The organism is Senimuribacter intestinalis, from assembly GCF_943192965.1.
Taxonomy (GTDB): Bacteria; Bacillota; Clostridia; order Peptostreptococcales; family Anaerovoracaceae; genus Senimuribacter; species Senimuribacter intestinalis.
Genome location: NZ_CALPCF010000004.1, coordinates 185,938 through 211,111 on the forward strand (window position 1 = coordinate 185,938; position 25,174 = coordinate 211,111).

The following is a 25,174-nucleotide window of genomic DNA, read 5'->3' on the forward strand; positions in this document are numbered from 1 at the left end:
GCGAAAAAATATATACATTTTCTGGAAAATAATTACATAAAAAATGAAGAAAAAGCTGAAAAAATCAATGCTTTTTGACAAAAAAGAGTAGCGCGCAGAGCAAAAAAACTGTATAATAGGGATACAAAAAATAGGAGTCAAGAAAAGCATATTAATACTAAAATTAGAATAATTATAATGAAAGATAGGAGTGAGAAGATGGCAGTTTTGATTAACGGACGTGACCTTACGGTAGAAGAGGTTATTCGCGTATGCCGCGGAAATGAAAAAGTTGAAATCGAACCACAGGCGAAGGAGGCAGTCAACAAGGCACGGGCTTACATCGAGCGAAAGCTGGATGAGGGCGCAGTGATTTATGGTTTGACTACCGGGTTTGGTAAATTTTCCAACGTGCTGATTTCTAAAGAGGAGACGACAGACTTACAACGCAATCTGATTATCAGCCACACTTGCACTTTTGGAGAGCCCTATCCGAGGGAGTATGTAAGAGCAGCTATGCTGCTGCGCTGTAACGCATTATCGAGGGGAAATTCCGGCATCAGACTGTCCACCATTCAAACTATGCTGGATATGCTGAATGCAGGCATTCATCCGGTGATTCCAAGGAAAGGCTCTTTGGGCGCTTCGGGCGATCTTGCACCGCTTTCTCACATTGCGCTGGGTCTGATTGGACTTGGAAAAGTGGAATATAAGGGGGAAATCGTTGACGCAAAGGATGCCATGGTGGCAGAAGGCATTACGCCTGTGGAACTGGCAGCCAAAGAGGGGCTTGCCCTGAACAACGGAACCCAGATGATGACAGCAGTTGGTGTTAACGTGCTTTGGGACGCAATGAATCTTTTGAAAGTGGCAGATCTTGCCACTGCCATGACAGCAGAGGCGCTACACGGAATTACTAAGGCGTATGACCATAAAGTGCAGGATGTGCGGGGACATCAGGGGCAGAAAATTACAGCGGAGAATTTGCTTACCCTGCTCGATGGCAGCAAGAATGCTATGGGGGTACAGCCGACTAAGGTGCAGGATCCATATTCTCTTCGCTGCATTCCGCAGATTCACGGGGCTTCCAGAGACGCGCTGCAGTACGTGTATGATGCGGTTTCCAGAGAGATTAATGCAGTAACGGATAATCCAATCGTATTTCCTGATGAAGACGAGGTTATTTCTGGCGGAAACTTCCACGGTCAGCCAATGGCACTGGCATTTGACTTCATGAAGATGGCGATTTCCGAGCTTGCCGATGTTTCTGAAAGAAGAGCAGAAAGATTGATTAATCCGGCGCTTTCGGAGGGACTTCCGGGCTTCCTCACTAAGCATGGAGGCGTTTGCTCCGGCTTTATGATTGCCCAGTATGCAGCGGCTTCCATGGTTTCCGAGAACAAAGTTTACGACCATCCGGCCTGTGTGGATTCCATTCCGTCCTCCGGTAATCAGGAAGACCATGTGTCTATGGGAACGACTTCTGCAAGAACAGCAGCAATGGTGCTCGACAATGCACAGAAAGTGCTCAGTATTGAAATCGCAGCGGCGGCACAGGGCATCTGGCTGAGACAGGAAATCGGCGAAAGCAGCATTGATAATCTGGCGCCGGCAACCAGAGCCGCTTACGATTACATCAGAAGCATTTCTGAGCCGATTGAGGAAGACGTAATCATGCACGATGAGCTTGCAAAATTTGAGCGGATGGTGAAGGATAACAGCCTGCTTGAAGCAGTGGAAAAGGTAGTAACTTTGAAATAAATGGAGGGGAAAAGCATGTTAGATAACAAGACCATTGAAGGGGCTATGACTATTAGACTGGGAAATGACTATCCAGATCATCCGGCTTTTGCGGAAGGAATCAGAAGAGCGCCAGACAGAGGATTCAGACTGACCAAGGAGCAGACAAAGATTGCGCTGAAAAATGCACTGCGCTATGTACCAGAGGAGCTGCACGAAAAGCTGGCGCCGGAATTTATGGAAGAGCTGACAACCCGCGGTAGAATCTATGCGTATAGATACAGACCGGAGGGCAGACTTTACGGAAAGCCGATTCACGAATACAAGGGCAAGTGCCTGGCAGGAAAAGCGTTTCAGGTCATGATTGAAAACAATTTGGACTTTGAGGTTGCTCTTTACCCATATGAACTGGTTACTTACGGCGAAACTGGTCAGGTTTGCCAGAATTGGCTGCAGTACAGACTGATTAAGAAATACCTGGAAGAGTTGACCGAAGACCAGACCCTGGTTGTAGAATCGGGGCATCCACTGGGACTGTTCCCGTCCAAACCGGAAGCGCCGAGGGTTATTATCACCAACTCCATGATGATTGGCATGTATGACAATCTGGACGATTGGGAAATTGCCGAGGAAATGGGCGTTGCCAACTACGGACAGATGACTGCAGGCGGCTGGATGTATATCGGACCGCAAGGTATCGTTCACGGTACATTCAACACCATTTTAAATGCAGGCAGAAAATATCTGGGTGTGGCAGAGCAGGGTGACTTACAGGGTCATACCTTCGTGTCCTCAGGGCTTGGCGGCATGAGCGGGGCACAGCCGAAAGCTGCTAATATTGCAAATGCCGTAGGCATTTTTGCGGAAGTGGACTATTCCAGAATTGTCACCCGTCATCAGCAAGGTTGGGTTGACGTTATCATGGACGACATCGACGAGGTTTTCAAGCTGGCCAACGAGAAAATTGCGGCAAAAGAAAGCATTTCCATCGCTTATCACGGTAATATCGTAGACCTCCTGGAAGCTGCTGCCGCAAAGGATTTTCACATTGATTTGCTGTCAGATCAGACCAGCTGTCACAACGTATATAACGGCGGCTACTGCCCGGTGGGCATGACCTTTGAAGAAAGAACGGAGCTGCTCCATGAGGATCGAGACAGGTTCTGCAAAGAAGTTGACAAGACACTCCACAGACATTACAAGGCAATCAAGGCGCTGACCGAAAAAGGAACCTATTTCTTTGACTACGGCAATTCCTTTATGAAAGCTATGTACGACGCAGGTATCAAGGAAATTTCCAAGAATGGTTACGACGACAAAGACGGCTTTATCTGGCCTTCCTATGTAGAGGATATCATGGGACCGGTACTCTTTGACTACGGCTATGGTCCGTTCAGATGGGTTTGCCTGTCTGGAAAGCCAGAGGATCTCGACGCAACCGACAAGGCGGCGATGGACTGCATCAATCCGGAAAGAAGAGCGCAGGACAGAGACAACTGGGTTTGGATTCGCGATGCAAAGAAGAACAAACTGGTCGTTGGAACCCAGGCGAGAATCCTTTATCAGGATGCAGAAGGCAGAAGGGATATTGCGCTAGCATTTAATAAGCTGGTGCGCGAAGGCAAGTGCGGTCCTATTATGATGGGAAGAGATCACCATGACGTATCCGGTACCGATTCCCCATTCAGAGAGACTTCCAATATCAAGGATGGCTCCAATGTCATGGCAGACATGGCAGTGCAATGCTTTGCAGGAAATGCAGCTAGAGGTATGTCTCTTTGTGCACTGCACAATGGCGGCGGTGTAGGCATCGGAAAAGCCATCAACGGCGGCTTCGGACTGCTTCTTGACGGCTCTGAAAGAGTGGACGAAATTATCAAATCTGCTATGATGTGGGACGTCATGGGCGGCGTTGCCAGAAGAAACTGGGCGAGAAACGAAAACGCACTGACTACTTCCATCGAATACAACAAGAACTACGCAGGAAAAGGACATATCACCATTCCGTTCCTTGCTGACGATGCACTGGTGGAAGCGACAGTTGATAAGTTTGTGAAATAAATCGGGATAATCGTGAGAATCGGAGCAGCCTTGGGTGGGCTAATCTGGTTTATCATGTGAAATGTCTTCGTATGCTGACAAACCTGACAAAAAGCAAAAATATTGTCAGTTTCGTCAGCATTTTGAAAGAAAACCCTGACAAACCTGACAAAATTATAGAAATTTGTCAGTACTGTCAGCAAAATCTATGAGTATGGGAGTGTTTGAGCTGAAAATGCTGACAAAACATTGATCCATTCATAGATTTTGTCAGTAAACACAAAGAGAGACGAGGAGAATCACCAAATGGCAACAGTACTTGTAAAAAATATCGGATTGCTGCAGACCCCTGTTGGCAGTTTCAGTCACGGCGGCAAAGTGCAAGGTGAGAACCTAAAGCTGAAGGACGCCGCTATTCTCATCGAGGACGGAATTATCAGTGAGATTACCGAGGGCGGCGTGCTGCCAAAAGGAGCAGAAACAGCTGATACAGTCATCGACGCAGAGGGCAGGCTGGTGACGCCAGGGCTGGTGGAAGGGCATACCCATATGGTATTCGGCGGCTACAGGCAGCATGAAATACCCATGAAGCTGAAAGGCGCGGGATATCTGGATATTCTGAGAGCAGGCGGCGGCATTCTGGATACCGTGAGAAAGACCAGGGCTGCAAGCTTTGAGGAACTTTACGACAAAACCGAAGGTTTTCTCGATGAAATGATGGGGCTGGGTGTTACCACCTGCGAAGCAAAGAGCGGCTATGGTCTGGACTTTGATACTGAAGTGAAAATGCTGGAAGTGCTGAAAAAGCTCAATGAGGATCACCCGATGGATATTGTGAGCACTTTCATGGGAGCCCATGCCATTCCTGAAGAATACAAGGACCGGGAGAATGGCGCAGATCAATTTATTGATATGCTCTGTACGGACCTGCTGCCTTATGTAAAAGAAAACCAGCTGGCTGACTATGCGGATATCTTCACCGAGGATTCGGTATTTAACTATGAGCAGAGCAAAACCTACCTGGAAAAGGCAAGGAAGCTGGGTTTTGGGCTGAAAATCCATGCTGATGAAATTGAGGCAATCGGCGGCAGCGTATTGGCAGGCGAAATGGGAGCAGCCAGCTGCGAGCATTTAATTGCCATCGATGAAGCGGGTCTTGCGTCTCTGGCAAAAGGCGGTGTGACCGCTATGTGTCTGCCGGCAACTTCCTTCTATTTAGGGGCAAATTTTGCGCCGGCGCGGAAAATGATTGAGATGGGCATACCTGTGGCGACAGCCTCCGATTTTAATCCGGGATCCTGCCCGTCGCTGAATCTGCAGTTTGTCATGAATCTGGCATGTATCAAATACCGCATGCTGCCGGAAGAAGTGCTGACTGCAGTGACCATCAATCCGGCTTGCGCTATTGGAAAAGGTGAGCTAGTAGGGACGCTGGAGTGTGGCAAACAGGGCGATCTGGTAATCTGGGACGCCCCTGACATGGATATGCTTTGCTATAGATTTGGCTCTAATCTGGCATTGCAGGTAATCAAGAAAGGAATGGTAGTAGCATGAAATTAATCGATATGCAGGTAAAAGAATATTTGGACGTTTTGAAATCAGATGCACCGGCGCCGGGCGGCGGTTCTGTCAGTGCATTGGCAGGTGCGCAGGGCGCGGCTTTGTTCATGATGGTGGCGGATCTTACTATCGGTAAGGAAAAGTACGCAGACTGGCAGGAGGTGTGCAAAGCAGCAAAGGAAAAGGGCGCAGCCCTTTACGAAGAATTGACTGCGGCGGTAGATAAGGACACCGAGGCGTTCAATCTTGTTTCCGCAGCCTTTAAAATGCCGAAGGAAACTGATGAGGAAAAGGCGGCAAGAAAACAGGCAATTGCGGACGGAACTCTGGTGGCAACGGAGGTGCCTTTCCGCACCATGCAGTTGGGCTATGAGGGTTTGATGACAGCAAGGACCATGATTGGAAAGTCCAATCCTAACGCAGCAAGCGACCTGGGCGTAGCCATTTTGAACCTGACGGCTTGCATCAAGGGCGCATGGCTCAATGTAAAAATCAATCTGCCGGGCGTAAAGGACGAGGCAAAGGCAGCGTATTACGCACAGGAAGGACAGAAAATGTTCGATGAGGCGGATAAAATTGCTAGCGGTCTGTATAACGAAGTGGCTGCAGCACTGTAATTTTTAGATGATAGAAGGAGAAAGAGGAACAATGGCACAGATTATTGAAAGTATTCCAAATATCAGTGAAGGAAGAAGAACTGATGTAATAGAGGCATGTGTGGATCAGATTAGAACCACACCGGGCTGTACCCTGCTTAACTACAGCTCCGACGAGAGCCACAACAGAACCGTTATCACCTATATCGGTGATGCAAAAGGCGTGGAAGAAGCCAGTGTGAAGTTGGTTAAGAAAGCGGCTGAACTCATCGACCTGACAAAACACGAAGGGGAGCACCCTAGAATGGGCGCAGTAGATGTCATGCCTTTCCTTGCCATCAAGGACTGCACCACAGAGGATTGCGTAGAACTTTCCAAGGTAGTCGGCAAAAGAATCGCTGATGAAGCAGGCGTGCCAGTTTTCCTCTATGAGTACTCCGCACAAAGACCTGAAAGACAGAATCTCGTAAAAATCAGAAAGGGTCAGTTTGAAGGCATGGCAGAAAAAGTGCAGGAGCCTGATTGGGAACCTGATTTCGGCGAAAGAAAAGTTCACCCGACAGCAGGGGTTATGGCAGTAGGAGCAAGACCGCCGCTGGTTGCATACAATTTGAATCTGAACACAGACGATGTGCAGGTTGCGAAGAACATTGCAAACGTTATCAGAGAAAAGGACGGCGGTCTGAAATGCGTCAAAGCCATGGGCTTTGAAATCGAAGATGAAGTGACTGGCAAGAAATATGCTCAGGTTTCCATCAACATGACCAATTATGAGCAGACACCGCTTTATAGAGTCACCGAAATGGTAAAATCCGAAGCAGCCAGATACGGCGTAGTTGTTACCGGTACAGAAATCATCGGACTTTGCCCGATGAAAGCGCTGGTGGATTCTGCGGAATATTATTTGCAGATAAAAGATTTCGATTTCCACACACAAGTACTTGAAAATCATATTCTGTAGTGTTATAACTAAAGGGCAGAGTATTTTTCGAGAACAAGGAGAACCAAATGACCGGCGGCAATAACTATTCTAACGTATTTTCACTGACTGATGAAATCGCAGATATCATCCGGGATAGAATCCTCAAAGGGGAGTATAAAATCGGAGAAAAGATCAAGGAAACACAGATTGCGTCAGAGCTGAAGGTCAGCAGAACGCCAATCAGAGAAGCGTTCAAGCAGTTAGAAAATGAAGGGCTCATTGATTACATTCCAAATAGAGGATGTTTTGCGAAGGGTTTTACCAAGCAGGATATCGAGGATATTTACGCGGTGCGTAAGGCACTGGAAATTCTGTGCGTGGAATGGGCAGTAAGCAGAATCACAGAAGAACAGATTCAGAATCTGCAGGATCAATGTGACCTGATGGAGTTTTATACGGTGCGCCAGGATGAAAAGAAGGTGCTGGAAATCAACACTGGGTTTCACGACATCATCTATAATGCCACCGGCAGCCGTTTTATGGCGCAGGTGCTGCGCTCTTATAAAGAGTACATCGACCAGACGAGAAAGGCGCTTTACTATGAGCCTGACTATTTAGACGAGATTCTGGAAGAACATCGGGCGATTCTTACTGCAATCAAGAACAGAGACGTAGAAGAGGGCAAGACGGCCATGTCAAGACACTTGGACGGTTCCAAGCGCCGGGCAGAGTTTATCTATAATGTGAAATAAGTAAAAATAAACGGGTGGGGACGTAATAAGGCGTTCCCGCCTATTTTTTTACTTTATAGTAAATTGCGTTTGTGAGAACAATGAGGTAAAACGAAGAGAAAATAAAAATCAACTCGTTGAGCAAAGCGGTACAGAGGGCGTTGCGAAGTAAAGTATAATCGAAATGTTTCACATGACGCAAAACAGAGACGTTAACGACACCACCCTCAGAAGGGAGTGAGTTCTCTTTGCGACCGGTTTTAGCAGGGGGAACAGTAGTGATGCTTGAGATAGATGGAGTTGACAATATGGCATATATAACATATAATGGAATAAAAGGAGTAGAATTAAATGTTTCAAGTTCAATTTTTTGAAAAAGAAAATGGGGATTGCCCTGTTGAGAATTTCATTCTAAGCTTAGATGCAAAAATGCAGGCAAAGATTGTAGGCTTATTGGAAATTCTTCAGGAAAACGGAAATTCGCTTAGAGAACCGTATAGCAAACATTTATCAGAAGGCATTTCTGAATTGCGATGCAAAGTTGGAAGTAATGCTGCCAGAGTTTTGCATTTTTTCTATTTTGAGGAGAGAATAATCTTGACGAATGGTTTTATTAAAAAGACATAAAAGACGCCAGACAAGGAAATCAAGTTGGCAAAGCAAAGAAGGCAAGCTTTTATAGAGAGGATGGATAGAAAATGAAAACATTAAATTCTTTTAAGGAGCAGAGAATGCAAGATGCTGATTTTGCAAAGGAATATGAAGCAATGCAGCCGGAACTGGATGTAATTAGAGCAATTGTAAATGCTAGAACATCACAGAATCTGACACAAAAGGAACTCGCTGAACGCACAGGGATTAATCAGGCAGATATCAGTAAGCTAGAGAATGGCACGAGAAACCCATCAGTAAATCTTTTAAAAAGATTGGCAGATGGAATGGACATGGTTTTAAAAATTGAATTCGTTCCCAAGACAAAGTAGTGAAGGGGTCTTGATGATGTCGAAAAGGGAAATGTAAGAGTAGCATAGCACGGTGTGGGAGAAAGTGCAATGGAGATTTACCCCTTGCACATAATCTGTTCTATCATGACAAGAACGGACGCACAGGTGTGAAACTGTACGATATCATCTTCTAAATTCAGAATTTGGCGAAGTCTGCCGATTCTGTAGCGGATAGTGGTCTCCTTTTGACCCATAGCCTCGGCAGCTGCTTGATAAGAGCCCTGACAGCGGACATACGTTCTTAGGGTATCAAAAAGTGTTGAGTTGTTTTCTGACTTATAAGTGTTGATTGCGGAAACCATGCTGTCATAATAGCGATAAAGCTCAGGGGCATCTTTTAATTTCATGAGGAGCTGCAGCAAAGAGGTTTCGTCATAGGTGACTTGGTTTTCATGTAAAAATATTGCAGTGTTCATTGCCTGCTCACATTCATTAAGGCAAAGATCAATTTCTGTATTTGGGTGGAGCATACTGACGCCTGTAGTATGGTCGGAAAAATAAGACTTCAGTGTATTTGAGAAAACTTCTATATTTTTCTTTAAACGGGACTTTTGGCTGTGGCTAAAAATAAAATAATGATAATCGTCGCACACGATATAGGCGCTCAAAGAATCTTTCATAAAAGATGCAGTCAGTTCGTTTTCGGTGACAGAGGAGCGAATGGTACCTTTTGTACTGATTACGCCTATGAACTGCTCAAATTTAGGATTGATACTTTCTAAAATACGGAGCTTTTCTATATCACTTAGCTTTGCCCGCTTCAGCATATTGATTTTGCTGCCGTTTAAGGCGTGGTAGTATCTTTGTACAATTAACTTGTTAATCGTATCCATGATTTTGGCATAGGGAATATCCCGGTCAACCATGATAATCGGCAGTCCGCCGCGATTGCAGTGAGACATGATTTTCTCTGTAATCAGCGAAGCGTTAATGTCGAGAACGATGAGGGCGCTGCACTTACAGTCAATCAGTGTACAGATAAATTCTAAAAGAATCTCAGGACTGTCTATAAATTGATCCAGACTGGAAAGAAATAAATCCCCATGTTCGATGATATTTTTGTCGATGGCACTGCCTCTGACGGGACAGTCAAACACGGAAACCCTGTTAATGATGTTATCGAGATAGGCTTCTCCCGCCAGAATCTGAGCATCTTCAAAAAGGGGCTGATTTAGAAGCGTCTGTACTGTACATAACATAGTGCTACCTCCTGACAACATTATAGCAGAATCGTAATAAAAAAGATAGCTTCCATGGGGGAAAATAGAAGCTATCTTTTGTTTATAGTAATATCATAAATTAACGAGGATAGATAGCCTCTAATTCAGGATCTGCCATCTTACCTTCATCCATCAGCTGTACGCCATCAAGCCATACGGAGGTATTCAGACAAATGCCATCGGTGTGAGAAACAGCAGCCTGACCTTCAGGACCTCCGACAGTCGGGCTGACATAGCCGATACCCCATTCTGTACAGCCCCATACGCGTTCATCCTCTACGACATTGCCGGAAAGTTTTGCACCCGGATTAAATCCATAAGCGACATGAGCCATTTTCAGCATACCAGGGTCATTAAAATCTTTTAGCCACTTCTCATAGGCTTTTGCGTCAGTGCCGCCTTCAATATTAACGATGACGCTGTCTTTTACAGTCAGTTTGATTGGCTGGTCAGGGGTTCTGCCAAACGGCGGCGTTACGGTGCCGTCGAAAACGATAGTTCCGTTAACTGAGCCATATCTAGGCACTACATTGAGTTGTCCCATCATCATATATACGCCGCTCTTTGAAGCATCGCCGGCATCTACACTGACCACATGGCGGTCGTCTGTTTCAAAAGTGACATCAGTTCCGCTTGGAGTCGTCATACGGATGACCTTTGCAGCACGGTTCAATTCAGTTACGCGGTTCATAAATTCAGTCAGCTTTGCGGTGTCGATATCGCTCATGGTTCTAATCATTACATCTTCTGTAAATTCCACAAGGCACATATATCTCAATTTTTTATTGGTTGAGATTGCTCTCTGATATGGAGTGGAATATAAGAGCCATTTCTGGTTAAACTCAATCCAGACGTCGCAGTTTGAAACAGCGCCCGTCAGCGGCTCAATTGGAAGCTTGGGATCTGCAGCCTGACCAACGCCGTCTGGTGCTGGAAACTTAATTACCATTGGGAGAGCTCCTGCTGCATGAGCACTTGAAGCAACTGCGTCAACGATTTTCATGCAGGAGAGAGAATCACAGGTTAGTACGACAGTTTCTCCCGGCTGAACCTTAAAGATATCGCGGATTAAAGTGTCCGCAGCTTTTTGCATTTCATAATCAAACATTTTGAAACCTCCTAGAATTGAATGAGTTCTTCAAATTGGATTATACGAAAGTGATGCAAGAAGGTCACTAATATTTTTTCAATATTTTAGATTTTAGACTGTAAATTTTATAGTGCAGTAGAGTATACTTTAGAGTAAAATGTTAGAAAATTCAATTTCGTTTGTATTTTGTTTGCGTATTGGGATTGTATATTCTATCTTTTGTATGAAAATGAGTTCTTCAAAGCAATCCCGGCAAAAAATAGATACGAAATTGAGCTGGAATAATTCACTTATTGTATTTAAGAAATGAGGACAGTAATGAAAGAAAAAAAGAGTAATGTGGAAACCACTACTTTGAATCAGGTTTCAGAAGAAGAAAAGAAGGGATGGGTGGAGGTTGCGTTTATTCATGCAGGTGTTATGATTTGTGTTCCCAGTCTGCTGATTGGAGGCCTGCTTGCTTTGGCAATGCCGCTTGGACAGGCGCTCCTTGCCGGATGTATCGGGTATGGACTAGTTATGCTTTTCGCATGTTTCACTTCTATACAGGGCAGTGATTTAGGCTTGCCTTCCTGCGTTGTATTGCAGTCCTGTTTTGGCAAAGCAGGATCAAAGTATCTGATTTCCCTTTTGTTTACAATCTCTCTGTTAGGTTGGTTCGGCGTTAATAATGCTGTGTGCGGCAGTGCATTTTCAAATCTTATGGCAAATTCTTTCGGCATTGAGGTACCTGTTTCTGTTTCCATTCTGATTTGGGGTGTAATCATGCTGACAACGGCAGTATAGGGAATCAGTGCAATGGGAAAACTCAATACCTTGGCGGTGCCAGCGCTGCTGATTGTTTGTCTTGCGGGCTGTATTATGGCACTGCGCACACACGGTACAGAAAATATCAATACTCATGTCGAGACGACCATGTCTCTGATTGAAGGAATTACCCTTACGACGGGATTTTTAACGATGCAGATTGTAACTGCTGCGGATATTACTCGTTATCAGAAGGGCAGAGGCAATACGGTAAAGGCAACTCTTTGGGGCGTTCTTCCGGCAGGCATTCTGATGCTGGTTATCGGCATTGTGATGGCAAAGGTTGCCGGTGAGTACGATATCAGTCGGGTGCTTTGCAATGTAGGACTTCCTGTATTGGGGATGATTGTTCTGATTTTAGCGGCATGGACCACTAACACTACGAATGCTTATCTGGCAGGAATTAATATTGTAAATATTCTGGGTCTGAAAGATGATAAACGTGCAATGGTAACGCTGATTTCGGGGCTCATTGGAACAATTCTGGCGGTGATAGGAGTGATGAGTCAGTTCGAGGCATTTATCACATGGCTGGGCGCAGCATTTTCACCGATGGGCGGCGTGATGCTGGTTGACTACTGGATTCTAAGAAAAGCAAATCCCGAAAAATGGTCTCCGAGAGAAAGCTTTGACTGGCTTGGCGTTACCGCATGGGCAGCAGGTTTTGTACTGAATATCTTTGTGACAAGCGGTCTTGTGCTGGTGCAGAGCATTTTGCTGTCAGGCATTGTTTACTATGCATTATGTAAGGGTTTGAGAAAAGAGGAATACCATGGCGCAGCTCTTTGATGAATATTATGAGGAAAAAGAAGCAGAACTTTTGCGGGATATCTGTGATAGTATTGCAATTCCCAGTATTGCGCAGGAAGATGATGGGCAGGGGAATCCCTTCGGAAGGTCTGTGACAAAATGTCTGGAACACATTTTGGAGTGTGGGGCGGCACTGGGCTTTCAGACAAACAACGTAGATAACTATGTGGGCGAAATTACCATGGGCAGCGGGGAACATCTGATTGGAATTTTATGTCACGCAGATGTGGTAGACGCTGGCACAGGCTGGAATACGGAGCCTTTTTCTGCGGTTGTGGCAGATGGTGAACTATATGGAAGAGGTTCCATAGATGATAAAGGCCCGATGATGTGCTGCTTATATGCTATGGATTACATACAACGAAATCAACTGCTGCCGGATAATACTAGAATTAGGATGATTATCGGAACAGATGAAGAAGAAAATTGGCTTAGTATTGATAAATATCTAAAAGAAAATCCGGAAATTCCAGAAATATCCATTGTTCCAGACGCAAATTTTCCTGTGATATCTTGTGAGAAAGGACTGATTAATGTAGCAATGACTGTGCCTGTCACCTGCAACAATAAGGAATCTGACAATCGGATTCTTCTGAAGTTGGAATCACTTAGCGGCGGCGAGAGAGCTAATGTAGTGGCAGCAAGTGCGAGCTGTAGTATTACCAGCACAGATGAAAAATATGATTGCTGCAAACTGGCTGAGGCAGTGAAGCAGTTGGGCAGAAAGTTACATGTACCGGTTACTGTTGCTATAGCGGAGAGTAAGCTGACCATTAAACTTGAAGGAAAAGCTGCACATGCGATGACTCCTGAAAAGGGAATTAATGCGATTTCTTATCTAATGGAACTCTTATTCCGGTTGACTTCGGATGAAGAGTATGTTTTTGCACAGCAGAATGTATTGGAATTTTACCATCGCTACCTTGGTCTTTCCTATAACGGAGAGGGAATGAATCTGGCATGGACCGATGAGGATTCCGGAAACTTAACAGTAAATGTGGGACTTCTGACATTAACAGCTTTGAATCTGGACGTTATAATCAATCTCCGTTATCCGGTGACAAAAAGGTTTGAAGAGGTAGAAGCGGCACTTGCTATGGTATGTGAGGAAAGCGGCGCTTTTATGAAATTCGGTGTTTGTATGAATCCGATTTACTTTGATAAAAACAGTTCGATTGTAAGACAACTCATGTCAGTTTATCAGGAAAGCACGGGGGATATGGTATCGCAGCCAATATCTCTGGGCGGCGCTACTTATGCAAGAGCAATTCCTAATGCGATTGCCTTTGGACCGGTTTTTCCTGATCAAGAGGAACTGGCGCACGAGGCTAATGAGCATTATAGAGTAGCGGATTATAAACGAATTACTGAGATTTATGTAAAAGCACTACTAAAACTGAGTGCCAACATATAGAAAAAGTTATGAACAGGGTGTGCTGATGTGCACCCTGTTTTTTAGTAATAGTCGAGATAAAAGTAAATTTTTATACACAAAAATATGTATACATAATATATTGAATTATTTGAAATGGCATGTTATACTAACAATAGTTGCCTTAACAGGGAATAGGAATAGGAGACTTTATTATGGAAAAGAAAAACGGTAAGAATGTGGCTGGATTTGTCGTTCCATCGGTCATCGGTATTATTTTATTTATGGTGCCGGTAAAGTACGATGGAAACTGGACGGTCACAGTAAAGATTATTGCAGACTTAATCGGCGGAGCCCTTGGCTCGGTTCTCCCGATACTCTGCGTTGCAATTGTTACGGTTTCTGCAGTTGGTTCTTTAATTGGACTAGCAAAACCTAAATTTATGACAGAAAACGCAATTTTAGCAGACACCTTCTGTACAAGCCCGATATGGACCATTGTCAGAGTCATCGGTGCAGTATTCATCTGGATGACGTATCTGGGCATGGGTACAGAAGGCGGATCCGATATTGTCAGCATGATTACTGATGGTGGCGCAGGCGGATTTGTACTAGGCGATTTGCTGACAGTATTAGTTATTATATTCTTGATTGCAGCTTTACTTTTGCCACTTCTTTTGGATTTTGGACTTTTAGAATACGTAGGCGCCCTGCTGACAAAGATCATGCGCCCGCTGTTTAAGATTCCGGGTCGTGCTGCTGTTGACTGTATTACTTCCTGGATTGGTGACGGAACTCTGGGCGTTATGCTGACCTGCAACCAGTACGAAGGTGGATATTACTCGGAAAGAGAAGCGTCTGTTATAGCAACGACATTTTCTGCAGTATCCATTACTTTCAGTATCGTAGTACTTGAGCAGGTAGGCTTGATGCAGTACTTCGGTCTTTATTATCTGATGATTTGTCTGGTCGGTATCGCTTGTGCGATTATCGTACCGAGAATCCCGCCGCTTTCTCTGAAGAAGGACAGGTACGTTGTAGAAGGAAAGGCTATGCCGGATACACTTCCAGCACCGTACAAAACTTCTCACGAATACGGTATGGCTTTAGCTATGAAGAAGGTTGGTGAATTCAGAGGAATCGGTCAGTTCTTTGAAAACGGCATGAAGAACGCCGTAGGTATGTGGTTCGGCGTACTGCCTACAGTTATGGCAATCGGCACACTGGCGCTGGTTCTTGCAAACAATACCCCAATCTTTGAGATTTGCGGAAAACCGTTTATGCCGCTTCTCGAACTGTTACAGGTTCCGGAAGCTGCAGAGGCGTCCAAGACAATGATTGTCGGATTTACAGATATGTTTACGCCTTCCATTATTGCTGCGGAAGGTATTGCAAGTGAGATGACCAGGTTTATCGTAGCGTCTGTATCTGTAACACAGCTGATTTACTTATCCGAAGTGGGTGGTCTGATTCTGGGCTCTAAGCTGCCTGTAAACATTGTTGAGCTGTTCATTCTGTTCTTAGAGAGAACAATCATCAGTTTACTGATTATCTGCCCGCTGGCACATTTGATTTTTTAGGAGATGTACTATCCCTGCAAATAGGCAAAACAAAATCCCGGCACGTGCGAAAGCGTCTTGCCGGGATTTTTAAGTGGGAGAATCCTATAAAGACTATATCTTTATATTGCGGTGAATCTTTTGACAAGAAGAACCTGGGCGAGTATAATGGACTTTATGAATAAGATGAATCAGGAAAAATATATCGGCTGTCACCTTTCCAGTTCGAAGGGTTTTGCAGCCATGGGAAAAGACGCTTGCAGCATAGGCGCCAATACATTTGCATTCTTTACGAGAAATCCCAGAGGCGGAAAAGCGAAGGAGATCAATCCGAAAGATGCAGAAAATCTGCTTGCTATCATGGAGGAACATAATTTCGGCAAGCTGGTGGCACATGCACCTTATACGCTGAATCCGTGTTCTGCGACTGCGAAAACCAGGGAGTTTGCGCATATGGTAATGTCTGAGGATATGAAAAGAATGGAGTATTTACCGGGAAATTATTATAATTTTCATCCAGGCAGTCACGTTGGACAGGGCGTAGAGAAAGGAATCAAAATGATTGCTGACCTGCTCAATGATATTATTACACCGCAGCAGTCTACCACGATTTTACTGGAAACTATGGCAGGTAAGGGCAGCGAAATCGGCGGTCGTTTTGAAGAACTGGCAGCGATTATTGACTGTGTAAAGTGTGAAGAGAAAATAGGCGTATGCTTGGATACATGCCATATTAGTGATGGTGGCTATGATATTATTACGGATTTGGAAGGAGTGCTGGCGGAATTTAATCGGATCATCGGACTGGGTAAGCTAAAGGCATTGCATATTAATGACAGTCAGAATGAAGTAGGAGCACGCAAGGATCGACATGCTTGTATTGGGGAAGGAAAAATCGGCAGGGCTGCTATTTTGCAAGTGGTCAATCATCCGAAGCTTTTAGGACTGCCGTGTATTTTGGAAACGCCGCAGTCTGACCTTGCGGGCTATGGCAGAGAAATTGCAATGCTGCGGGAGGAAGGAGAATAAAGGATGGAAGTAAAGGATATTTTGGTAATTAATCCCGGCTCTACCTCTACGAAAATTGCTGTTTACAGGGGAGAAGGGCAGCAGCGGTTGCTGGAAAAAAACATCGTCCATGATGATGAGGCAATTAATGCTTTTTCCTGCGTGGCAGCGCAGAAGGATTATCGGAAGGATATGATTTTGGAGTTTTTGCAGGGAGAAGGGTATGATTTAAAGAATTTGTCTGCAGTAGTTGGTCGCGGTGGTATGGTGTATGAGCTTTCAGGCGGCGGCTATCAGGTCAACGAAAAACTCTGTGCGCGAATGGCAAGTGCGGATATTCCACAGCACGCTTCTAGTCTAGGTGCACTCCTTGCATTTGCTATTGCAGAGCCACTGGAGACCCCATCGTATATTTACGATTCGACTATGGGATGCGATCTTTTGGAAACTGTGAAAATTACAGGTATCGCTGAGGTGGAGAAGTATGGTGCCACTCATCTGCTTAACTCTAGGGCTCAGGCGATTAAACATGCGACATCACTGGGCGGTGATTACCATAAAATGCAGTTCATCGTCTGCCACATGGGAGGCGGTATTACAGTGAATGCCTGGAAAGACGGAAAGGTAATCGATGTCGCCTCCTATGATGACGGACCTATGGCGCCGGAGCGTTCCGGAGGCGTGCCGCTTCTGCTGATGAAAAAGCTTTGCTTTGACGGGCAGCATACGGAGGCAGATATAGAGGCGCTCATCAGTGGCCGCGGAGGCCTTTATTCCTACCTTGGAACAAAGGATTGCAGGGAAGTTGAGCGAAGAATTGCTGCCGGTGACGATTACGCTGCACTTGTTTATGAAGCGATGGCGCTGCAAGTCGGAAAAGCTATTGCAGGGCTGTCCTGCACGTTGAAAGGAAAGGTGGACTTCATCATTTTAACTGGTGGAATTGCTCACTCTTCTAAGTTGACTGGCATGATTGCGGACTACTGCGGACATATCGGAGAAATTGTCGTCATGGCTGGTGAAAGTGAAATGGAAGCCCTCGCTGCCGGTGCGCTGCGCATGCTGCAGGGTGAAGAGGAAGCGAAAGAATATTAATAGTAGTAACGTGAACTGCCCTATGGGAAACCATGGGGTTTTGTTTTGCAAAGGTTTTGCACCTTCGCTGCCGTGCCATATTCTTGATAGAATTTTGAGAATATGGCATTAACTACCTGGAAAGTGCCATATTCTTAATTCGATTTCGAATGCATGGCGTTTATCGCCAAAGAAACGCCATGTTTTATAGGCATTTATGGAGATGATGGCAGAAAATCGGAGTCTCCTGCCATGTTTTTAAAGAAGATATTGTTGTTATGGCGGAGAATCACAGGAGAGAAGAGACCTAAAGTAGTCTAAGTTCGTGTTTCGTGCAAGTTTAAAAGAAAATATGCAGGAATGTGGCAGTTTATTAGAGACCAACGCTATAATACAGAAGAAACGACTTAAAAGTGGCGTGCGTAACAATTCACCATCTGGAGAGCTAAGGAAATTATTGTTAATAATATCAAAAAACGGAAAATATATTGACAGAACGCAAGGGAATATGTTATTTTATAATAAAAATGGAAAAAACTGAGAATAATAAGGGGAGAAGGATGGGAAATTTTTTTCAATTAATAGAGCAAGAAATTCGAAGAGAAGAGCAGCTTTTGAAACAATGGAATAGTAAATTAGAGTCTGCACCCAAGGGGTATATCTCCGCGAGAAAACGCAAGTTTATTACCAGCTATTATTGGAATCGAGAAGATGGTCGAGGGGAGAATAAAAAGCAGGTACAAAAGAACATTACAGACAATAAGGGTTTTGTTTTGCAGTTAGTTGAAAACAGCTAGCAAAGAAAATTTCTCAGAGATGTGAATCGAACTTACGGTTTTTACGCAAATTGCGAAGATATTATAAAGCAGTAGATATTAATGATATTTTACGGCAACTCCCGGAAACTTATTGTGAAATCATCAAGTTACGAGAGAAGAAGACTCTTGAAGCCCGGCTAAATCAGCCCTATAAAAAAGCGCCTTTCAATGCGCTGAGCCACAAACACGAAACGGATTATGGAGAGTTGGTACGCTCTAAATCAGAGCAGCTGATCGCCAATGCCCTTTATGCCTATGGGATTCCGTTTCATTATGAGGAGATTTTCGTTTATCGGAAAGGCGTAGGCAGTGTGATTTATCCGGATTTCACAATTCTGCTTCCAGATGGGAATGTAATAATTTGGGAGCATTTGGGATTGCTCTCGGATTTAGGGTACTGTCAGAGGACTGCAGAAAAACTAAATATCTATCAGCAAAACGGATATACAATTGGTAAAAATCTGATTCTAACTATGGACGACAGCAATCAGAATGTCAGCAGTGTTCTTATTAATCATATTATTGAAACGCAGATTTTGCCGCACTTCGCAAAGGGCGGAATTGCGGAGAAAAGAACCGCTGCCGCAATATGAGACTGCGACAGCGTGCATTGACTAATTTTATAACTTACTGATATCCAGTTTATCGTAGCCTGCCAGCAGAGGCTTCAGCATTCTGCGGATTTCATCGGTACCACCTTCCACATCGGATTCGATATTCAGTGGCATGATTGGATCGTGCAGAGATTTGCGAAGAAGGAGCCAGCCAGTGCAAGACGGCTGGGCAAAGTCGATGCGAACCCCTTCGTAGTTTGGTGTTACCAGCGAAGCGCCTTTGATTTGACCGGAGCCTGCCAGTATTTCCAAATCTTTTAGAATTTGGTCACCGTAGGAGGCAAAGTCCTCTGCCAGAATCGGAAAACGAACTTCGATGGATTCTGCTGGCATTTTCATCTCGGAAATTAGACTGGAGATGCCGCGCCCCTCACGAAACAGCAGCGCTGCTTTGATGACAATTTTTGTGGCGAGGTAAGCGCCGTCGTCGAGAAAATAATTTTCTTTGTATGCTGCGTGACCGCTGGTTTCGATGGCGAGCTGACTGTCTACGCCGGATTCGCAGAGTTCTATGGATTTGTTAATCACATTTTTGTAGCCGCGCTTAAACCGCAGATGAGAAAGACCGAGCGTATCTTCGAGGAAAGCAGTCAGCTGCTTACTGGTAATGCTGTCTGTAACAACGGTTGTACCCGGGTACTGATCTGCAATCAGAGCCGCAGCCATTGCAACAATGCCGTTTCGGTTGATTTCGTTGCCGTGCTCATCGACCGCAGAGGAACGGTCCACATCCGTATCAAAAATCAGCCCCAAATCGGCACCGCAGGTACGAACCTGCTGACATATCGCCGCCATGGCTTTTTTGTCCTCTGGATTCGGTGCATGGTTTGGAAAATGTCCGTCCGGTTCAAGGAACTGACTGGAAGAAACGTCCGCTCCCAGTGGCGCTAGTACCTTTTCCGCGTAAAATCCGCCGGAGCCATTACCCGCGTCTACGGTAATCTTCATGCCGGAAAGCGGCGTGTCGCCGGCGGCAGCGCCGTCTGTAATCAGTTTGCGCAGATGGGCAGCATAAGTATCCAGCAGCGGAATTTCTTTTATTTCCGATGGCGCGCCGGGTCTGATTGAATTAAGTACTGAGTCGGACTCTGCAAAGGTAATAATGTCAGCGATATCGCCTTTGTTAAGTCCGCCTTCTTTGCTGAAAAACTTCATGCCGTTGCGGTTCCAGGGAAGATGGCTGGCGGTTACCATAACTGCACCGTCACACTGATACTCTTCAAAGATAGTGGACATAAACATGGCGGGCGTGGAAGCCAGTCCTGCGTCTAAAATTTTGCAGCCGTATGGCGCGAGGGCATCGCAGAATGCTTTTACTATAGCTTCGCCGGAAAGTCTCGGATCTCTGCCGATAGAAACCGTCAGCTGTGCTGCTTCTTTACCAGTGGTATGGTGCAGCCAGAATAAAAATCCTCTGGCGATTCTTCCTGCGGCTTCAGTGTCCAGGTTCACATGTTCACCTTCTACGCCTTCTAAAGCAATTCCTCTTATATCACTGCCGTTTTGCAGCTTACCGTAATCATATCTTGGCATAATGAAATCTCCTGTCGCATTTTCAGTATAGAAATATACCTTTATTATATTTTATCAATGCGAAGAAGGCAAGGCATAATACAAACCAGTAGGCTGTATATTTTGGGCAGACCTGTCCTAAAATATTGCCGGGCAGTGCAGAGTAATCCCAGACATCCCACTGCAGCCACAGGTTTACGACAACGCCCATAGAAAATTCGTAAAATGTTACGATGAGAGCGCCGACCGCTGCGGCAAAGAAAATGTTCGTATGAAGGAGAAACGGTGTCAGCAAATAAAAAGTGAAGGCGACGGCACCGCCAGTCAGTACCATGGACCAATGCGTGTATCCACGATAAAGAATTTCCGTAAGACCATAAAAAACGCCGCCTAAAATAAATACTATCAATTCCATGGATTTAATATTTGACCCTGAGAAAAAATTATGCGCAAAACAATGAAATGGAAATTATTTTATGATACAATAAGGACAAAGGAGATGAGATTTATGGAGAAGCAGGAGAAAAAGAAAGGTAAAATTATATATAAAATTATCATCCTTGTGCTTTTGATTATTATCGGTGTCTGTATCTATAAAATCGTGGGAATTTTAAGCGAGTATCACGAGGGAACCAAAGCTTATGAACAGCTGCAGCTTCTTGCTGGCATAGAAGATATGGAGGATATAGAGAACATCAATTTCAAAGCATTGCGGAAGCAGAACAAGGATGTGAAAGCATGGCTTTATTCAGAAGGTACGGTTATCAATTATCCGGTAGTGCAGGGCGACGATAACAGCTACTATTTGTACCGCATGGTAAACGGAGAGTGGAATGGAAAAGGCTCACTGTTTATCGATTACCGCGTGGAAAAGCCTTTCAGAGACTTTAATACGATAATTTATGGACACCGCATGAAAGACGGTAGCATGTTCCACTCTTTGACAGAATATGAGAGCAAGCGATATTATGACAAGCATCCGGTGATGCAGCTGATTACACCGAAACACGAGTATGATGTTGAGATTTTCGGTGTGATTCGTATACCGGCGGACAGCCCGATGTACAAATGTCAGTTTGACAGCTACGAGGAAAAAGCCAACTATCTGGCACAGATCAAGAAGAACAGCCTGATCAATATTGATGAGGTGGAGGTAAGCGCAGAAGATCGGATTGTGATGCTCAGTACCTGCACTTATGAGTTTGAAGACGCCAGAATGGTCGTGTATGGTAAGCTGGTGGAGAAAGAGGAAGACGGAGATAAATAGAATAGAATGCAGGCAGTTTCTATCTATAAAAATCATGAAAAATATGATAAATATGCGCTTTTAAAATCGGGTGGTTTGAGATATATTATATCTATAGTGAGGAACTCGCAAGAATAAGGAGGAAATAGTATGTTTACGAGAGCAATTACAAGAAAACCCTGTAAAGCGCTGATTGACGGCATTTCCACTGCACAGTTTTGTGATGGCACACCGGATTATGAGAGAGCGATAAAGCAACATGATAAATATGTTGAAGTCCTTCGGAGTTTGGGACTGGATGTCACAGAATTGGAAGCAGACGAAAGATATCCAGATTCCTGTTTTGTGGAAGACCCTGCTGTAGTAATGGAGCGCTGTGCAGTTATCACCAACCCGGCTACGGATTCAAGAAATGGTGAGAAGCACGAGATTATCGACGCAATCAAAAAGTTTTACGACGATTCTCAGATTTTCTACATCGAAGCACCGGGAACCATGGAAGGCGGCGATGTCATGAGAGTTGGGGATCACTTCTATGTTGGTCTGTCTGACCGTACTAATAAAGAGGGCGCAAAGCAGTTTAATGATATCGTGACGAAATTCGGTTACACTTCTTCAACTGTTCCTGTAACAGAGGGGCTGCATTTGAAGGACTTTGTCATCTATCTTGAAAATAACAACATGCTGGTTACGCCTGTTATGAATGAGATGCCTGCGTTCAAGGATTTTAACCGGTTTGTCGTCGATACAGACGAGCTTTATGCAATCAACAGTATGAACATCAATGGCACAGTACTTGTACCGGAAGGCTATCCTAAGACACAGAAAATCATCGAGGATTTAGGATACCCGATTGTACTGGTGGACACCGGAGAATTTAGAAAGATTGACGGAAGTCTGACTTGCCTGTCGTTGAGATTCTAAAATTGTGAAAAAAGCTGCCTGTGGGTTTCCCCTTGGCAGCTTTTTGTATGCTATTTTACTGTTCCATCTGCGTTGAAAAGAGGAAGTTTTTCCAGGAAAATAATATCGTCTCGGTCTGCAGCCTCGCCTTCTGCAAGGACTGCCATTCTGCCTGCGATTTCGCAGCCGACCTGTTTCAGCAGGGTTTCTATAGAAAGCAGAGATTCGCCGGTACTGATGACGTCGTCGATGATAAGCACTTTTTTGCCTTTCATTTTATCAATTTCCGTCTGACCCAGGCACAGTGTCTGAATGTGGTCGGTAGTGATAGAGTCCACCTCTGTGGTGATGACATTCTGCATATAGAGTTTCGGTCCCTTTCTGGCAACGATATAATCGTTGATGCCAGCTTGTCTTGCCATTTCGTAAGCAAGGGGAATGCCTTTGGATTCGGCAGTAATGATTACGTCAAATTCCGGCGCTTTTTCCAGAAGCGCTGCGGCGCTGGCGCGAGTAATTTCTACATCACTGAACATGATGAATGCGCCGATATAAAGTTCATCGTTGATTTTGCAAAGAGGCAGCTGGCGCTTGCAGCCTGCAATGGTCATTTCGTAAAACATGATTTATTTCTCCAATTCTGCGATTTCGTCTTCGCAAGCCTGCATGGCTTCGAGGACCTCAGCCATGAGTGTTTCCAGTTCCCAGCCCAGCTGTTCAGCGCCGGTTCTGATGACATCTCTGTCACAGCCTGCAGCAAAGCGCTTGTCCTTAAATTTTTTCTTTAAAGATTTTAAATCCATATCCTTGCAGCTTTTGGAAGGGCGCAAAATAACAGCAGCGCCGATGAGTCCGGTCAGTTCGTCTGCCGCAAATAGGATTTTTTCCATCAGGTGGGTCGGTTCTACGTCAGAACATAGACCGTAGCCGTGGGAACAAACAGCATGGATAATCGCTTCGTCAACACCGGCTTCCTGCAGCAGCTGCGGTGCTTTCTTGCAGTGCTCTTCCGGCCACATCTCAAAGTCGATATCGTGAAGCAGCCCGCAGACTGCCCAAAATTCAGCGTCTTCTTCAAACCCCTGTTTTTTCGCCATGTAGCGCATGACACATTCCAGTGTAATGCCGTGATGGATGTGAAACTCCTCCTTGTTATATTTTTTCAAAAGCTCCAAAGCTTCCTTTCGATTAATCATTGGTATCACTTCCTGTTCTGTTAAGTTTTGGTATTTCCAATTTGATACTTTCAGTATACGACAAAACGCGCAGTCTTGCAAGACCTGCGCGTTTGCTTTGGTTGTTGATTTCTTCAGAAAACGCGAAAAGGGGCACAGTGGAACTGACCCAATTTCGCGTTTCTTATTATACTTTTGGAAGTGTGTGCTTATTATTGTTATTTTGCCTGTAAGCGCTCTTCTTTGGATGGAAGCTGTGGTATTATAACTGCAATGAAGATGACAATGCAGCCCAGCCCCTCCAGCAGTGTGAGCCGTTCGCCTAGAATCAGTGCGCCGAAGAGCACAGAGAATACAGATTCCAGACTTAGAATCAAAGAGGCCGCAGCAGGCTCTGCGTCTTTTTGACCTAAAACCTGACAAGTATAGGCAACACCTGAGGAGATGACGCCGCAGTACAGAATCGGCAGCCAACAGTCTAAAATATCTGCAAGTATTGGTGTTTCAAAGATGAACATACATATGATTCCGATTATACCGGCGGTCAGGAACTGGATGCAGGAAAGCTTGATACCGTCGCATTTTGGAGAAAAGTGATCAACTACCAGAATGTGACAAGAGAAAGCGACTGCACAAATCAGAACAAACAGTTCACCGGTATGAATGGTAAAGCCTTCTCCTTTTCCTGCCATGGTCAGCAGATAGAATCCGAATGCGCCCATGACAATGCAGCCCCAGACAATAGGTTTTACCTTTTGTCGCAGGAATAAACCCAGTACCGGTACGATGACGATGTAAAGGGATGTGATGAATCCAGCCTTTCCGGCACTAGTTTCAAAATATAGTCCGAACTGCTGCAGGGTAGAAGCGATACATAGGACGACACCGCAGGAGATACCTCCGACGATGAGGGTTTTTCTCTCAGCGGCAAGCTCCGCTTCTGTTTTAGGTGTTTCCTCTTTGTCCTTGCTCAGTGCTTTAAACACGTAAATGACGGGAATCAGCACAAGTCCGCCGATAAACATACGAATTCCGTTGTATGTGAAAGGCTCCAATGAAGCGCCCGCTTTTTGGGCAACAAAAGCGGAACCCCAGATGACTGCTGTAATCAGCAGTAAGATGTTACTGCGCATTTTTTTACTCATAAAATTAAATCCTCTTTATTAATCAGAATTATTTCGTATCTCAATTATATTAAAAAAAGGAAAACATTACAAGCGGAGAACATTTTTTTTCATACAAAAAAGCAAAGGGGTAGTTGTATTTTGTACAAATGAAGGCATGTTTTTTGAAAATACAGTGGCGCAAAAACTGACTGAAGCGACATAGAAATTACAGAAAAGAAGGCCAAACAGTTTATCTGCCGTCCTATATGCTGATGTGTTTATAGGCTT

Annotated in this window: 23 protein-coding genes and 1 pseudogene; 17 read left to right on the forward strand and 7 right to left on the reverse strand. The window is 44.8% G+C overall.

The genetic code is table 11. The annotated features are described in order from the left end of the window. The first annotated feature begins 198 nt into the window (after positions 1-198). From hutH to NFR88_RS05745, 8 genes are all read left to right on the forward strand, one after another. Positions 199-1,740, forward strand: a complete 1,542-nt coding sequence (gene hutH / locus NFR88_RS05710; protein WP_251614140.1) for a histidine ammonia-lyase — start codon at positions 199-201, stop codon at positions 1,738-1,740. A 15-nt stretch (positions 1,741-1,755) separates the two neighbouring features. Then, complete coding sequence (locus NFR88_RS05715; protein WP_251614143.1) at positions 1,756-3,780, forward strand: urocanate hydratase; 2,025 nt, start codon at positions 1,756-1,758, stop codon at positions 3,778-3,780. A gap of 285 nt (positions 3,781-4,065) precedes the next feature. Next, positions 4,066-5,313 (forward strand): imidazolonepropionase, encoded by a 1,248-nt coding sequence (gene hutI / locus NFR88_RS05720; RefSeq protein WP_161908834.1) that lies wholly within the window; start codon positions 4,066-4,068, stop codon positions 5,311-5,313. Next, complete coding sequence (locus NFR88_RS05725; protein WP_251614144.1) at positions 5,310-5,936, forward strand: cyclodeaminase/cyclohydrolase family protein; 627 nt, start codon at positions 5,310-5,312, stop codon at positions 5,934-5,936. Before hutI ends, NFR88_RS05725 begins: the two co-directional genes overlap by 4 nt. Before the next feature lie 7 nt (positions 5,937-5,943). Then, on the forward strand, positions 5,944-6,876 hold the full coding sequence (gene ftcD / locus NFR88_RS05730) for a glutamate formimidoyltransferase (RefSeq protein WP_251614146.1): 933 nt from the start codon (positions 5,944-5,946) through the stop codon (positions 6,874-6,876). Positions 6,877-6,923: 47 nt separating this feature from the next. Further along, entirely contained in the window at positions 6,924-7,589 is a 666-nt protein-coding gene (locus tag NFR88_RS05735) for a GntR family transcriptional regulator (protein WP_161908837.1), read from the forward strand. Positions 7,590-7,919: 330 nt separating this feature from the next. After that, entirely contained in the window at positions 7,920-8,195 is a 276-nt protein-coding gene (locus tag NFR88_RS05740) for a type II toxin-antitoxin system RelE/ParE family toxin (RefSeq protein WP_307726233.1), read from the forward strand. 71 nt (positions 8,196-8,266) lie between these two features. Beyond that, on the forward strand, positions 8,267-8,551 hold the full coding sequence (locus tag NFR88_RS05745) for a helix-turn-helix domain-containing protein (protein ID WP_160201072.1): 285 nt from the start codon (positions 8,267-8,269) through the stop codon (positions 8,549-8,551). A gap of 77 nt (positions 8,552-8,628) precedes the next feature. Here the strand turns inward: NFR88_RS05745 and NFR88_RS05750 are convergent, their stop codons facing one another. Both NFR88_RS05750 and NFR88_RS05755 read right to left on the reverse strand, forming a co-directional pair. Next, positions 8,629-9,771: a PucR family transcriptional regulator gene (locus NFR88_RS05750; RefSeq protein ID WP_251614148.1), complete on the reverse strand. Its 1,143-nt coding sequence runs from the start codon at positions 9,769-9,771 to the stop codon at positions 8,629-8,631. A 100-nt stretch (positions 9,772-9,871) separates the two neighbouring features. After that, complete coding sequence (locus tag NFR88_RS05755; protein WP_251614150.1) at positions 9,872-10,900, reverse strand: 2,5-dihydroxypyridine 5,6-dioxygenase NicX family protein; 1,029 nt, start codon at positions 10,898-10,900, stop codon at positions 9,872-9,874. Between the two features lie 300 nt (positions 10,901-11,200). Between NFR88_RS05755 and NFR88_RS05760 the strand changes: the two are divergent. The 7 genes and pseudogenes from NFR88_RS05760 (at position 11,201) to NFR88_RS05790 (ending at position 18,923) form a co-directional block, all read left to right on the forward strand. Next, positions 11,201-12,478 (forward strand): annotated as a pseudogene (locus NFR88_RS05760) (cytosine permease). Continuing rightward, positions 12,462-13,913, forward strand: a complete 1,452-nt coding sequence (gene pepV / locus NFR88_RS05765) for a dipeptidase PepV (protein WP_251614153.1) — start codon at positions 12,462-12,464, stop codon at positions 13,911-13,913. The pseudogene NFR88_RS05760 and the gene pepV overlap by 17 nt, the downstream one beginning before the upstream one ends. A gap of 173 nt (positions 13,914-14,086) precedes the next feature. Further along, on the forward strand, positions 14,087-15,451 hold the full coding sequence (locus tag NFR88_RS05770; protein WP_160201077.1) for a YjiH family protein: 1,365 nt from the start codon (positions 14,087-14,089) through the stop codon (positions 15,449-15,451). A gap of 156 nt (positions 15,452-15,607) precedes the next feature. Continuing rightward, positions 15,608-16,459: a deoxyribonuclease IV gene (locus tag NFR88_RS05775; RefSeq protein WP_251614156.1), complete on the forward strand. Its 852-nt coding sequence runs from the start codon at positions 15,608-15,610 to the stop codon at positions 16,457-16,459. Positions 16,460-16,462: 3 nt separating this feature from the next. Further along, positions 16,463-17,533 (forward strand): butyrate kinase, encoded by a 1,071-nt coding sequence (gene buk, locus NFR88_RS05780; protein WP_161908839.1) that lies wholly within the window; start codon positions 16,463-16,465, stop codon positions 17,531-17,533. A gap of 467 nt (positions 17,534-18,000) precedes the next feature. Next, positions 18,001-18,309, forward strand: a complete 309-nt coding sequence (locus NFR88_RS05785; RefSeq protein WP_251614158.1) for a hypothetical protein — start codon at positions 18,001-18,003, stop codon at positions 18,307-18,309. 50 nt (positions 18,310-18,359) lie between these two features. Then, positions 18,360-18,923, forward strand: a complete 564-nt coding sequence (locus tag NFR88_RS05790) for a hypothetical protein (RefSeq protein WP_251614160.1) — start codon at positions 18,360-18,362, stop codon at positions 18,921-18,923. 27 nt (positions 18,924-18,950) lie between these two features. On the opposite strand, the gene NFR88_RS05795 is transcribed toward NFR88_RS05790, so the two are convergent. Then, positions 18,951-20,477, reverse strand: a complete 1,527-nt coding sequence (locus tag NFR88_RS05795) for a phosphohexomutase domain-containing protein (RefSeq protein WP_251614162.1) — start codon at positions 20,475-20,477, stop codon at positions 18,951-18,953. Positions 20,478-20,499: 22 nt separating this feature from the next. Continuing rightward, positions 20,500-20,871 carry a putative ABC transporter permease gene (locus NFR88_RS05800; protein WP_161909417.1) on the reverse strand — a complete coding sequence of 124 codons (372 nt, stop codon included), beginning with the start codon at positions 20,869-20,871 and terminating at the stop codon, positions 20,500-20,502. Between the two features lie 93 nt (positions 20,872-20,964). On the opposite strand from NFR88_RS05800, the gene srtB reads away from it, so the two are divergent. Both srtB and NFR88_RS05810 read left to right on the forward strand, forming a co-directional pair. Next, a complete protein-coding gene (srtB, locus tag NFR88_RS05805; RefSeq protein WP_161909418.1) occupies positions 20,965-21,723 on the forward strand; it encodes a class B sortase in 759 nt (252 codons plus the stop codon). Positions 21,724-21,852: 129 nt separating this feature from the next. After that, positions 21,853-22,626, forward strand: a complete 774-nt coding sequence (locus NFR88_RS05810; protein ID WP_161909419.1) for a dimethylarginine dimethylaminohydrolase family protein — start codon at positions 21,853-21,855, stop codon at positions 22,624-22,626. Between the two features lie 50 nt (positions 22,627-22,676). Here the strand turns inward: NFR88_RS05810 and NFR88_RS05815 are convergent, their stop codons facing one another. From NFR88_RS05815 to NFR88_RS05825, 3 genes are all read right to left on the reverse strand, one after another. Continuing rightward, entirely contained in the window at positions 22,677-23,228 is a 552-nt protein-coding gene (locus NFR88_RS05815) for a phosphoribosyltransferase family protein (RefSeq protein WP_160201595.1), read from the reverse strand. A gap of 3 nt (positions 23,229-23,231) precedes the next feature. After that, on the reverse strand, positions 23,232-23,801 hold the full coding sequence (locus NFR88_RS05820) for an HDIG domain-containing metalloprotein (protein WP_371874445.1): 570 nt from the start codon (positions 23,799-23,801) through the stop codon (positions 23,232-23,234). Positions 23,802-23,998: 197 nt separating this feature from the next. Continuing rightward, entirely contained in the window at positions 23,999-24,925 is a 927-nt protein-coding gene (locus NFR88_RS05825) for a DMT family transporter (protein ID WP_161909420.1), read from the reverse strand. Between the last annotated feature and the right edge of the window lie 249 nt (positions 24,926-25,174).